This is a genomic window from Neobacillus sp. OS1-2 (assembly GCF_030915505.1).
GTDB lineage: Bacteria > Bacillota > Bacilli > Bacillales > Cytobacillaceae > Neobacillus.
Genome location: NZ_CP133265.1, coordinates 1,098,856 through 1,112,367, shown reverse-complemented (window position 1 = coordinate 1,112,367; position 13,512 = coordinate 1,098,856). Strand labels below are relative to the sequence as shown.

At 44.5% G+C, this 13,512-nt stretch carries 10 protein-coding genes and 1 pseudogene; all 11 read left to right on the top strand.

Going from position 1 to position 13,512, the window contains the following annotated elements:
- The first annotated feature begins 89 nt into the window (after positions 1-89).
- Positions 90-374, top strand: a complete 285-nt coding sequence (locus tag RCG19_RS05760) for a YhdT family protein (protein ID WP_308110009.1) — start codon at positions 90-92, stop codon at positions 372-374.
- On the top strand, positions 371-1,822 hold the full coding sequence (gene panF / locus RCG19_RS05755; protein ID WP_308110008.1) for a sodium/pantothenate symporter: 1,452 nt from the start codon (positions 371-373) through the stop codon (positions 1,820-1,822). Before RCG19_RS05760 ends, panF begins: the two co-directional genes overlap by 4 nt.
- Before the next feature lie 82 nt (positions 1,823-1,904).
- Positions 1,905-2,297, top strand: coding sequence for a CsbA family protein (locus RCG19_RS23670; protein ID WP_374049580.1), 393 nt, complete (start codon positions 1,905-1,907; stop codon positions 2,295-2,297).
- Positions 2,298-2,823: 526 nt separating this feature from the next.
- Complete coding sequence (gene ltrA / locus RCG19_RS05745; RefSeq protein WP_308108194.1) at positions 2,824-4,260, top strand: group II intron reverse transcriptase/maturase; 1,437 nt, start codon at positions 2,824-2,826, stop codon at positions 4,258-4,260.
- Between the two features lie 260 nt (positions 4,261-4,520).
- A complete protein-coding gene (gene uvrB, locus RCG19_RS05740) occupies positions 4,521-6,500 on the top strand; it encodes an excinuclease ABC subunit UvrB (RefSeq protein ID WP_308110007.1) in 1,980 nt (659 codons plus the stop codon).
- 9 nt (positions 6,501-6,509) lie between these two features.
- On the top strand, positions 6,510-9,380 hold the full coding sequence (uvrA, locus tag RCG19_RS05735; RefSeq protein ID WP_308110006.1) for an excinuclease ABC subunit UvrA: 2,871 nt from the start codon (positions 6,510-6,512) through the stop codon (positions 9,378-9,380).
- A gap of 206 nt (positions 9,381-9,586) precedes the next feature.
- Entirely contained in the window at positions 9,587-9,901 is a 315-nt protein-coding gene (locus RCG19_RS05730) for a magnetosome magnetite crystal formation protein family (protein WP_308110005.1), read from the top strand.
- Positions 9,902-9,921: 20 nt separating this feature from the next.
- Positions 9,922-11,052, top strand: coding sequence for a DUF4097 family beta strand repeat-containing protein (locus RCG19_RS05725; RefSeq protein ID WP_308110004.1), 1,131 nt, complete (start codon positions 9,922-9,924; stop codon positions 11,050-11,052).
- 17 nt (positions 11,053-11,069) lie between these two features.
- A pseudogene (locus tag RCG19_RS05720) lies at positions 11,070-11,440 on the top strand (phage holin family protein).
- A gap of 267 nt (positions 11,441-11,707) precedes the next feature.
- On the top strand, positions 11,708-12,643 hold the full coding sequence (gene hprK, locus RCG19_RS05715) for an HPr(Ser) kinase/phosphatase (protein WP_166239651.1): 936 nt from the start codon (positions 11,708-11,710) through the stop codon (positions 12,641-12,643).
- A gap of 15 nt (positions 12,644-12,658) precedes the next feature.
- A complete protein-coding gene (gene lgt / locus RCG19_RS05710) occupies positions 12,659-13,474 on the top strand; it encodes a prolipoprotein diacylglyceryl transferase (protein ID WP_308110003.1) in 816 nt (271 codons plus the stop codon).
- Positions 13,475-13,512 lie beyond the last annotated feature (38 nt).

Below are 13,512 nucleotides of genomic sequence, written 5' to 3'. Positions count from 1 at the left end.
GCTTTTTTCTTTACCTCGCTCATAAGTTTGGTAAAATGTTCATGATTCGTTCAAACTAGACTAACCACAATTTTTGAGGGGGAATACTGTTGAAAAAAACAGTCAATCCACAGGATAAGCGTTTTAAAATCGCCCATCGCGAAGCCCTAATAGGCATTGCCCTTGTAATCATCAATTTTATCTGGTGGTATGGGTTTGCCTACGGACTCGGCTCCGCCAAGGTCGAAGGCTATACCTACATATTTGGCTTACCGGCATGGTTCTTCTACAGCTGTATCGTTGGATCTATCGTCATGATTATTCTCGTTATTCTAACGGTGAAATTCCTGTTTAAAGAAGTGCCCTTTGATGAGCAAGAGGGGGACATCAAGTGAATTGGCCAGTGATAACCCCGTTACTCATTTTCTTACTTATAATCTTTTCAATCGGCTTATGGTCAAACAAATTTGTCCTCAAATCTAACTCGTTCCTTGAGGAATATTTTTTAGGTGAGCGGCAAATGGGCGGGTTCATCCTGGCGATGACCATGGTCGCTACCTATGGCAGTGCCAGCAGCTTTATCGGCGGCCCGGGGATTGCCTATACGCAAGGATTAGGCTGGGTACTCCTTGCCATGGCCCAGCTGGCCACCGGTTATTTTACGTTAATGGTGTTAGGAAAGAAATTTGCGATTGTTGCGAGGCAATACAAAGCGATTACGCTCATCGATTTTCTGAAAGAGCGCTATAAAAGTAAAACCGTTGTCATTGTTTCGGCCGCGAGCATCATTATCTTTCTTTTTTCATCGATGACTGCACAATGGATTGGCGGTGCACGGCTCGTTGAATCACTAACAGGCCTTCCGTACGCAACAGCCTTATTCATCTTCGCCTTCTCGGTTCTTGTCTTTGTCATTGTCGGCGGCTTTCGGGCCGTGGCCTTGACCGATGCCGTTCAAGGTGTTGTCATGTTCATAGGGACGTTAATTCTGCTGATTGCTACCATTAAAGCCGGCGGCGGCATCCCAAAGATTATTTCGGATTTAACAGCGGAAAATCCTAATCTAATTACCCCATTTGGTGCCAATCGGAGCCTTACGCCAGCCTATGTTTCTTCCTTTTGGATATTAGTGGGGATTGGGGTTGTCGGTCTTCCGCAAATCACGGTGCGTGCCATGTCGTATAAAAACTCGAAGGCCATGCATACCGCCATCATTATCGGGACGATTGTCGTCGGTTTCATTATGCTTGGCATGCATCTTATTGGCGTTTTCGCCAGACCCGTGCTTCCAGGTGTGAAAATCGGTGATACCGTTATGCCGCTGTTATCGATGAAGGTGCTGCCGCCGTTTGTGGCCGGGATTGTCCTCGCTGCCCCGATGGCGGCAATCATGTCGACGGTCGATGCCCTGCTGATTTTGGTCAGCTCCGCACTTGTGAAGGATGTTTATTTAAATTACATTAAGCCTAATGCAGCAGAAGACCATGTAAAAAAGGTCAGCTTCAGTGTAACGGCAGTCATTGGCATTCTCGTCATCCTGCTGGCGTTGAGTCCACCCGATTTAATTGTCTGGCTCAATTTATTCTCCTTTGGCGGTCTTGAGTCCGTCTTTATTTGGCCGGTTATTTTAGGACTGTATTGGAGTAAAGGAAATAAATACGGAGCGATTACCTCGATGATTTTGGGAATGGGTTCGTACATTTTATTAGATCGTTTTTATCCAAATCCATTCGGGCTGCATACGGTTGTCACGCCGATTGTCCTTTCCTTCCTTGGCTTTGTCGTTGTCAGCTTATTTTCTCAGCAAAAAGCCAAAGCTAGTTTTGTAAAAATCGAGAAGTAGACAAGCAAACTTTTTTATTGCAATTTCATTGATAAATTTCTAGAATGAATAAACAGAAATCTTTAAATAAGGTGGGAGCCCATTGATAAGCGTTATTCAATTTTTATCGGCAATTATTTTGCCAGGGTTACTAGTCTTACTTTTCACGAGGGTCACGTATAATCGGCTCATCGGCCTTGGCTTAACCATCGCGCTCATCGCTGCGTCTGCCTATAAAGGATATACAAACAACTCTGCACTCATCATCATTGATGCTTTCTCGTTAACCGCGGGCTTCTGGCTGGCGGCAAAAAATGAAACCGCGAGCAGTAAAAAAATAGCTAAGTCTGTCCATTGCGACAGGCTTTTTATTTGTGCGACAGGCAGTCGTACCTTGTGCAGTAGAACTGCACTGAATGAGTTGTTAAAGGTTGGAGTACGTTATTGCGATAAACACGGCTCCCGAATCCTAGAAGACTCGTTTTCCCGAAGGTGAAAATCCTTCCACTAGAGTGCTGATACAACTAGTGAAGACTAATCTAGGGCATCACCGTGAGGTGATGTCTGAAGGAGATGCGGACAATCGAGAGACCCGCAGTCGGATAAGCAGACCCAAATGCAATAAGTGTGAAGCACGGCGGCAGGGTAAGTTGGCGACTATGCGAATATAATGGGAAGCCCACTATAACATTAGTGGTCTCTATACCAATGAATCAGCCGGATAGAGGCAATTTATCAAGTGATGGTGCTGGGTATGTTTAGAAGGAAGGTGCGATGACCCCGTGAGGTCTCCATTCCAACCCAAAGGGACATCTACCTATAAGGGTAATCCGAAATGCTAGATGTGAATGGAGAAGTCAGACGTTCTCATAGTACGGAAGTAGTGTATGGACTAAACCATGCATGAACGGAAGGGGAACGACCTTGTGGCTCCACATCTGTAAAGATGTGTAATGTTAACAGAAAACGATACCTCGGTATAAACGAACTGAATGTACACAATGAAGGGTGCGGAATATGTAATGAATCATACGTTAAAATTCAAATGGCATAGTATTTATGGACAAATACTTTTCGACAGAAGGCTAAAAGCTGCTTGGGAAAAGGTAGAAGCCAACAACGGGTCAGGTGGTATTGATGGCGAAACAATTGACAGCTATAGATATCACTTAGATGAAAATCTGGACTCGCTTCTACAGAGACTGAGAAATAAAGAGTATAAGCCGTCACCAGTAAGAAGACATTATATTCCTAAGAAAAATGGCAAAAAGCGACCCTTAGGCATTCCGAATATTGAAGATAGAATTGTCCAACAGGCAATAGTAAATGTACTTCAGCCGAAATTCGAAAGGGATATCTTTCACAAATGGTCATGTGGATACAGACCAAATGTTGGTGCAGAACGTGTCCTGCAAATAATCATGGCGAATATCGAACAAGGATATAATTACATCTTCGATGCAGATATTAAAGGCTTTTTCGATAATATCCCACATAAGAAGCTGATGAGAGTATTAAATAAATACATCGCAGATGGTACAGTGTTAGATATGATTTGGTTGTGGCTAAAAGCTGGTTATATGGAAGAAGGTAAATTTCACTCAACAGATACCGGCACTCCGCAAGGAGGGGTTATTTCTCCGTTACTAGCGAACGTATATTTAAATGAACTTGATTGGATCTGGGCTGAAAACAATATTCGTTTTGTAAGATTCGCCGATGACTTTTTGTTATTCGCAAAAACCAAAGAAGACATAAAGAGAGCGGCAGATATTACGAAAAGGAAATTAGCCGAACTTGGGTTGGAACTTGCAACGGAGAAAACAAAATTTGTAAACTTCGATGATGATGACTTTGACTTTATGGGATTCACTTTCGAACACTGGAGAAAACGCAAGAAGGATGGTAAGCCATACTATATAGCTAAACCGAAAGAATCAACTTGGAATGATTTTCGCCAGAAAATCAAAGTCAAGACGAAGAAAACACTCACTCTGAGTAAGGAAAAGTGGATTGAGTATGTTAACCCAGTGATTCGAGGAAAAGTAAACTATTTTCTCAATATTTATAAAGCAATTAAGGCAAATGAAGAACACGGATTTAACAGTTCATGCTTCTTTAAAGCATTTGGGAAAGAACTACTTGCGATAGATGGCTATATTCGACAAAGGTTAAGAGTAGCCATGATTCACAAACACCCTAGCCAAAGAAAAGGTCATGCGATGAAAACAAAATGGAATAATGAGTTCTTTGCTATTATTGGACTTATCCCTTCATACTGGTATTACTACCACAAGATATATGGCTTTTCTCTAGAAAGTTACATTCTTCGAATGAAAGAAAAGCAAAAGAAAGAACAGGAAAGACGAATCCTAAAGGCAAAAGAAAAGGGTCAAGAGTATTATACTCCTGACCGTGTCCGCAAAATGAAATATGCTCAAAGATTGGCAACGTATTGACCATTTGTAACACATTGGTAAGCCGTATGCCTTAATAGGGCACGTACGGTTTGATAAGGGGGAAGCCTCGAAAGAGGTTTCCCTACTTTATTTAGAAAAAATAAAATCGAATACTAGTTCGCATATTAGTGGTTTGTTTTTGGCTGATTGTGGTAGAATGTTAATATGAAAATTTAGAGACGACACTTTTCAGCAACATCCCGTCCAAAACCGAGTTTTACAAGCTGCAAGGTGATTTCATTTAACGGGAGGAACCCTTTGTGAAAGACCAATTTGAATTAGTTTCAAAATACTCGCCACAAGGAGATCAGCCAGAGGCGATTCGCCAGTTAGTGGAGGGCATCCACCAAAATAAACGCCATCAAACACTGCTTGGTGCCACCGGTACGGGTAAGACATTTACCGTTTCAAACGTGATTAAAGAGATAAATAAGCCCACTCTTGTCATTGCCCACAATAAAACACTTGCCGGCCAGCTTTATAGTGAGTTTAAGGAATTTTTCCCGAACAACGCGGTCGAATATTTTGTCAGTTACTATGATTACTATCAACCGGAAGCCTATGTGCCACAGACGGATACATTCATTGAAAAAGATGCCAGCATCAATGATGAGATAGATAAACTACGTCACTCTGCTACCTCTTCCTTATTTGAGCGGAAAGATGTCATTATCATTGCCAGCGTCTCCTGCATCTACGGTCTCGGTTCGCCGGAAGAATATCGTGAAATGGTGCTGTCACTCCGAACAGGAATGGAAATTGAGCGCAATCAGCTGCTGCATCGCCTTGTCGATATCCAATATGAACGAAATGATATTGATTTCAAGCGGGGAACCTTTCGTGTCCGCGGTGATGTTGTGGAAATTTTTCCGGTTTCACGCGATGAGCATTGCGTGCGCGTTGAATTTTTCGGCGATGAAATTGATCGCATTCGCGAAGTCGATGCCCTTACAGGTGAAATCATCGGCGAACGCGAACATGTGGCTATTTTCCCGGCATCCCACTTCGTTACAAGAGAAGAAAAAATGCGGGTAGCCATTGAGAATATTGAAAAAGAGCTAGAGGAACGACTTGAGGAACTGCGCGCAGACAACAAACTGCTTGAAGCACAGCGGATCGAGCAGCGGACACGCTATGATCTAGAAATGATGCGCGAAATGGGCTTTTGCTCAGGGATTGAAAACTATTCGCGCCATCTAACGCTCAGACCAGCTGGCTCAACTCCCTACACACTTCTGGATTATTTTCCGGAAGATTTTCTGATGATTATTGATGAGTCGCATGTCACCCTTCCACAGGTTAGGGGGATGTTCAATGGCGATAAAGCGCGAAAACAGGTGCTTGTTGACCATGGCTTCCGTCTGCCGTCAGCCCTTGATAATCGGCCGCTAACCTTTGATGAATTTGAAAAACATGTACACAATGCTATTTTTGTATCAGCAACGCCCGGTCCGTATGAGCTTGAGCATACACCTGACATGATTCAGCAAATTATCCGTCCGACAGGACTCCTCGATCCAACCATTGAAGTCCGTCCGATTGAGGGGCAAATTGATGATTTGATTGGGGAAATTCATGACCGCGTGAAGAAAAATGAGCGGGTACTTGTTACGACACTGACGAAGAAAATGTCTGAAGACCTAACCGACTATCTCAAGGAAATCGGGATTAAAGTTCAGTATCTCCACTCGGAGGTCAAGACGCTCGAACGAATAGAAATTATCCGCGAGCTGCGCATGGGGAAATATGATGTTCTCATCGGAATCAACCTTCTACGGGAAGGTCTTGACATCCCTGAGGTTTCGCTCATAACGATTCTCGATGCCGACAAAGAAGGTTTCCTTCGCTCGGAACGTTCGCTCATCCAAACGATTGGCCGGGCTGCCCGGAATGCTAATGGCCACGTCATCATGTATGCAGATAGAATCACGGATTCGATGGAGAAGGCGATCGGTGAGACAAAACGGCGCCGTGAAATCCAGGAGGAATATAATAAGAAACATGGTGTAACACCTCAAACGATTCAAAAGGCAATCCGTGATGTCATTCGCGCCACCCATGCGGCTGAGGATCAGGAGGAGTTTACACCGGCTTCATCGTTTGGCAAAATGAACAAGAAAGAAAGAGAAAAGCTAATTGCGACAATGGAAAAAGAAATGAAAATCGAAGCCAAAGCGCTTAATTTTGAACGGGCCGCCGAGCTTCGTGACTTACTTTTGGAATTGAAAGCGGAAGGATGACGTAAACACATGGCAATGGAAAAACTGATTGTGAAAGGCGCTAGAGCCCACAATTTGAAAAATATTGATGTCACGATTCCGCGAGATAAGCTTGTCGTCGTGACGGGACTTTCCGGATCAGGAAAGTCTTCGCTCGCGTTTGATACGATTTATGCGGAAGGCCAGCGGCGGTATGTTGAATCGCTTTCGGCCTATGCAAGGCAATTCCTTGGACAAATGGATAAGCCTGATGTCGATGCGATTGAGGGGCTGTCTCCGGCGATTTCGATTGATCAAAAAACAACTAGCCGCAACCCGCGTTCAACTGTCGGGACAGTGACAGAAATTTATGATTACTTACGATTATTATTCGCAAGGGTTGGACATCCAACCTGCCCGATTCACCATATTGAAATTTCATCACAAACGATTGAACAAATGGTCGACCGCATCCTTGAATATCCCGAACGGACAAAAATGCAAATCCTTGCCCCGATTATTTCCGGACGAAAAGGGGCACATGTAAAGGTCTTCGAAGACGTGAAGAAGCAAGGCTTTGTCCGGGTGCGCGTGGACGGAGAAATGATGGATCTTGGTGAAGAGATTGAACTTGAAAAAAATAAAAAGCATTCGATTGAAGTGGTCATCGATCGAATCGTCGTCAAAGATGGCATTGCTGCAAGGGTAGCTGACTCACTTGAAACAGCTTTGAAACTGGGCGAAGGAAAAGTAATCGTCGACGTGATTGGCGAAGAAGAATTATTGTTTAGCGAAAACCATGCTTGCCCTATTTGCGGCTTTTCCATCGGCGAGCTAGAACCGCGGATGTTTTCCTTTAACAGTCCTTTTGGTGCCTGTGCGGAATGTGATGGGCTCGGCTCCAAGCTCGAAGTCGATGTCGATCTTGTTATACCCAATAAGGACTTAACCCTAAAACAGCATGCGATTGCCCCGTGGGAACCGACAAGTTCACAGTATTACCCGCAGCTCTTGGAGGCTGTTTGCAATCATTTTGGCGTGGATATGAATACGCCTGTAAAGGACATTCCGGAACACCTATTGGAAAAAGTCCTCTACGGTTCCGGCCGTGAAAAAATATACTTCCGTTATGAGAACGATTTTGGGCAAATTCGTGAGGGAAATATCGAATTTGAAGGGGTCATTCGTAACGTCGAACGCCGCTTTAAGGAGACAAGCTCTGATTATATCCGTGAACAAATGGAAAAATATATGACCCAGAAGCCATGCCCAACATGTAAAGGCTATCGCTTGAAAAAAGAAACCTTAGCTGTTTTAATTAACGGCCGTCATATTGCCCATGTAACAGATCTTTCGATTGAAGAAGCACAGCAATTTTTCGCCGAATTGCAGCTTTCGGAAAAAGAAATGCAAATTGCCAAGCTGATTTTTCGTGAAATCAAGGAGCGCCTTGGCTTCTTAATTAATGTCGGTCTTGATTACTTAACGCTTAGCCGTATGGCGGGCACCTTGTCAGGCGGGGAGGCGCAGCGGATTCGTTTGGCGACACAGATTGGTTCACGCTTAACAGGTGTGATGTATATTTTGGATGAGCCGTCAATCGGCCTCCATCAGCGTGACAATGACCGTTTGATTGGTACATTGCGAAGCATGCGTGATATTGGCAATACCTTGATTGTCGTCGAGCACGACGAGGACACCATGCTCGCCGCAGATTATTTGATTGATATCGGACCGGGGGCCGGCATACACGGTGGTGAAGTGGTTTCCGCGGGAACACCTTCCGAGGTAATGGCAGACCCGAACTCGTTGACCGGTCAATATTTATCAGGAAAGAAGTTTATCCCGCTCCCGTTGGAACGCCGCAAACCGGACGGCCGCTATATCGAGATCAAGGGAGCTTCCGAAAACAATTTAAAAAATGTGAATGTAAAGTTTCCACTTGGCGTTTTCATCGCCGTAACAGGTGTATCTGGTTCTGGAAAAAGTACACTCATTAATGAGATTCTTCATAAATCGCTGGCACAAAAGCTAAATCGTGCGAAAACGAAGCCTGGAGAACACAAGAGCATCAAGGGGATTGAACACTTAGAAAAAGTCATTGATATTGATCAGTCGCCAATCGGCCGGACACCGCGATCCAATCCGGCTACGTATACCGGTGTGTTTGATGACGTTCGCGATGTGTTTTCGACTACGAACGAAGCAAAGGTTCGCGGGTATAAAAAAGGCCGCTTCAGCTTTAATGTTAAGGGCGGCCGCTGTGAGGCCTGCCGCGGTGATGGCATTATCAAAATTGAAATGCACTTTTTGCCTGATGTTTATGTTCCTTGTGAAGTGTGCCATGGTAAACGCTATAACCGAGAAACGCTGGAAGTAAAATACAAAGGGAAAAATATAGCCGATATCCTTGATATGACCGTCGAAGCAGCTGTAGACTTTTTCGAAAACATTCCAAAAATCAGCCGCAAGCTGCAGACGATTTTGGATGTCGGACTAGGCTATATTAAACTAGGTCAGCCGGCGACAACGCTGTCCGGAGGAGAGGCCCAGCGCGTGAAGCTTGCTTCCGAATTGCACCGACGATCGAACGGTAAGTCCTTCTATATTTTGGATGAGCCGACAACCGGCCTTCATGTGGACGATATCTCCCGTTTGCTTATGGTGTTACAACGCCTGGTTGAAAATGGCGATACTGTTTTGGTGATCGAACACAATCTTGATGTTATCAAGGCCGCCGATTATCTTGTTGACCTTGGCCCTGAAGGCGGCGACAAGGGCGGAACGATTATCGCAACAGGAACACCGGAGAAGATAGCAGAAACCCCTGTGTCGTATACAGGAAAATACTTAAAGCCAATCCTTGAGCGTGATCGGCTGCGAATGAAACAGCAAATTGAAAAAAGTACCGTAAAAGCATAAACAATGAAGAAGAGCCGGATGATTTCCGGCTCTTTTTTTCTGCCTTGTAGGAAGGTGAGATGGATTGGATTGGCGGAATTCCCCACCAAACCGGCGGAATCGCCCCCCTACAAAAACTTTTCAAAAAAATATCGGACGTTGCGACCCGATTTATAGAAACTTTTTTCAATCCAGTCCGTACATAAAGAATAGAGGTGATGAACGTAATGGAAACTAGAAAGGTTCTGTCAAGTTTGTGTTATTTCAGTATTTTTTTTGCCGGGTTTATTTTTCCGCTTGTGGTCTTTATCGCTTCGGGAGATGAATCCACTAAAATGCATGCCAAGAAATCCTTATTATCGCATTTAATTCCGCTAATCCTAACACCGCTGCTACTATTTGCGGTCTTTTATGATTTTACCAATATTCAAGATACGGTTCCTACTTTTACGATTAGTAGTATCGTTGTGCTGGTCGTCGTCTGGCTCATTGTAGTGATTTGGAACATTGTCAAAGGCGTAAAGGTTCTACTGGCTGAATAAGCTGGAAGAGAGAGAAAAAAATGAAATCTGAGGTGGAAACGATGAAAGAGGAAAGAAAACGAATTCTGCAAATGGTCGAAGAAGGAAAGCTGAAGGTTGATGAGGCACTGGCACTACTTGAAGAACTGGAAAAAGCACAGCAAACGATGGAGCAGAAGCAGGAACAAATTGTGAACGAGCTTTCCACAGCTGTTCAATTTGAAGAAACAAAAAAGGACGACCCATTCCAAGCAAAATACCAATCGACAAAGGATAAAATTTTTGACTTTGTGGATACGGCCCTAAAAAAAATTAAAGACTTTGATTTTGACTTGAATTTCGGTCAATCGGTTGATATCTCTCATATTTTCCATCAAGGAAACGCGGATGTAAAAGATATAGACATCGATGTGGCCAATGGTTCCGTTAAGCTTGCGGCATGGGAACAGCCCGACGTAAGGATTGAGTGCCAGGCCAAGGTATACCGGGTCGACAATCAGGATCAAGCGCGGCAAAACTTCCTCCGAGATGTAATTTTTACTGTCGACCATCAAAAGTTACGTTTTGCGACGCAGCAGAAATGGATGAAGGTGGAAGCGGTCATCTATGTGCCAAAACGGCAATATGAGCGTGTTCGCATCAGAATGTTTAATGGCGGTGTGACTGGTGAAGAAATGAATCTTCACGACCTTCGGGTAAAAACCGCGAATGGCAAAATTGAACTCCAGCGCGTAAATGGAAAAAAAGCCGAAGTCGAAACGGCGAACGGAAGAATTAAGATTACCGGCAGCCAGTTTGATGAGGTCGAAACGGAGACCATAAACGGTGCGATTCAGCTTGATGGTGATTATAGAAAGGTGGAAACGCAGTCGTTTAACGGCAATATTAGTGTGAACCTCCACGGAAATCGCTCCGAATTGATTCAGGCCAAAGCGACAACCGGCGGCATTGACCTTTATGTTCCGGAAGGAGTGCCGGTCAATGGCGAGCTCAAGACAAATCTTGGCGGTTTTAATGTGAACCTTACCGGTGTACAGGTGCTGGAGGAGAAAAGTGAAATGATTCAAAAATCGCTCCGCTTTCAATCGATCAACCATCCTGATAAAATGATGAGAATCTATGCCGATACGAAAACAGGCACGATTACGATTCACAAATCACAAGAGGCATAAATAGGGGACACGAGAAGATGAGATGGCTAATTGGATGTTTAATTAATGCGGTTTTGTTTATGGCACTTGCCGGTTATTTTCACGAAAGCTTTCAACTGACGGGGTTTTGGGCCGCACTTCAGGCAAGCATATTATTATCCATCTTAAATGTGCTGGTGCGTCCACTCCTGATTTTGTTTACTTTACCGGTAACGGTTTTAACGATGGGGCTTTTTCTATTTGTCATCAACGCGATTACATTGGAACTGACCGATTATTTAATGGGCGATGCCTTTGAAATCCAAGGCTTTGGCATGGCACGGCACTATTTTTCGCGGTGCTGATGTCGCTCGTGAACATCGTCATTCAAAAAACCATCCTGGAGCCATCACGAAAAGCAAGAAAGTAAGGAAAGAGGTGCAGACCATTGATTAATGGTCTGCGTTTTTTTAGTTTTTGAACAACTTCCATTTGGTTCTTTTTCAAAAAATGCTAAAATAAGAGGAAATGAATTTTATGTTTTTAAAATTTGATAACTGTCTAGCTTCAGGCGCCATCGGCTCGAGGTCATAAGCCAATCCAACATGAAGGTTAAAGAACAACCTTCCTGCCGGCTCGTCTTATGCTTGTCGCCGATAGGCAGGCGCCTTACGCTTTTCTACGAGGAGGAACCTTCTTGACAAAAGTACGCACCAAAGATATTTTAGATAAATTTCATCTCGAATTGGTCAGTGGCGAAGAGGGAATTAACCGCCCCATCACCACAAGTGATATATCCCGGCCGGGAATTGAAATTGCCGGTTATTTTGAATTTTATCCGGCGGAACGGATCCAGCTTTTAGGAAAAACGGAACTGTCCTTTTTTGAGGAGCTGCCGGAAGGGGAGCGCATTTCCAGAATGGACCGATTATGCACCGATATCACTCCGGCGATCATTGTCACAAGGGGTATCGAAGTTCCAGTCGAGCTCATTGAAGCAGCGGAACGGGAATCTGTGCCCGTTTTACGGACAACCATGAAGACCACCCGTTTTTCAAGCCGTCTAACGAATTATTTAGAAAGCAAGCTTGCTCCGACAACGGCGGTCCATGGCGTATTGGTCGACGTTTATGGAATTGGGGTGCTTATTACCGGAAAAAGCGGCGTTGGTAAAAGTGAAACGGCACTGGAGCTCGTGAAGCGCGGCCACCGTCTTGTTGCCGATGATTGCGTGGAAATCCGTCAAGAAGACCAGGATACATTAGTGGGCACATCTCCGGATTTAATTGAACACTTATTAGAAATCCGCGGCCTCGGCATTATCAATGTGATGACCTTGTTCGGTGCCGGTGCCGTTCGCAGTAATAAACGGATCACACTGATTATGGATTTAGAAATCTGGGATGCGAAAAAGCAATATGACCGCCTTGGCTTGGACGAGGAAAAAATGAAGATCATTGACACAGAGGTTACTAAGCTGACCGTTCCTGTTCGCCCTGGACGGAACCTTGCTGTTATCATTGAGGTAGCGGCGATGAACTTCCGGTTAAAACGGATGGGCGTAAACGCGGCCCAGCAATTTACCGACCGGCTTTCAGATGTGATTGAAGACGGGGAACACGAGGATATGTAAGGAGGAGATAGAAAGATGAACGAAACGATTAAGCCGCTTAACCCAATTGCCTTTTCACTCGGTCCGATAGACGTGCACTGGTATGGAATCATTATTGGCTCCGGACTGGCACTTGCCCTATTTTTAGCGATTAGAGAAGCAAATCGCCGTGGCCTTCCCAAGGACACGTTCGCCGATTTGATGCTGTGGGCCATTCCGATTGCGATTATATCGGCAAGGATTTATTATGTGATTTTTGAATGGAAGTATTATGTCAATCACCCGGCAGACATTCCGCAAATTTGGAATGGCGGGATTGCGATTCACGGGGCGTTGATTGGTTCTGTCCTTACCACGTTTATTTTTGCTAAAAAGCGAGGCATTTCTTTTTGGAAAATTGCCGATATTGCTGCGCCGAGTATCATTCTTGGGCAGGCGATTGGCCGCTGGGGGAATTTCATGAACCAAGAAGCCCATGGCGGTGAGGTGACTAGGTCGTTCCTTGAGAATTTGCATTTACCGGATTTTATTATCAATCAAATGTATATTAATGGAACCTACTATCATCCGACATTTTTATATGAATCCATTTGGGATCTTGTTGGCTTCTTTTTATTAATTTTCCTTCGCCGGGTGAATTTTCGCCGTGGTGAATTATTCTTATCCTACGTCATTTGGTATTCCGTGGGCCGCTTTTTCGTCGAGGGCCTTAGGACCGATAGTTTAATGCTGGGCAGCCTTAGGATGGCACAGACCATTTCGATTGCCTTGATCGTAGTGGCAGTGGCGATTATTCTTTATCGCCGGACTAAACAACGGTCAGAGATCCGATATTTAGATCAAGCTAATTAAGAAAAGCGCAAGCGCCCTGGTCAGCGGCGTATGGCCTG

Excerpts from the sequence above, each read along its gene's own strand:
- ltrA (WP_308108194.1), top strand. The coding sequence starts at position 2,824 with ATGAATCATACGTTAAAATTCAAATGGCATAGTATTTATGGACAAATA.
- uvrA (WP_308110006.1), top strand. The coding sequence starts at position 6,510 with ATGGCAATGGAAAAACTGATTGTGAAAGGCGCTAGAGCCCACAATTTG.
- RCG19_RS05730 (WP_308110005.1), top strand. The coding sequence starts at position 9,587 with ATGGAAACTAGAAAGGTTCTGTCAAGTTTGTGTTATTTCAGTATTTTT.
- RCG19_RS05725 (WP_308110004.1), top strand. The coding sequence starts at position 9,922 with ATGAAATCTGAGGTGGAAACGATGAAAGAGGAAAGAAAACGAATTCTG.
- lgt (WP_308110003.1), top strand. The coding sequence starts at position 12,659 with ATGAACGAAACGATTAAGCCGCTTAACCCAATTGCCTTTTCACTCGGT.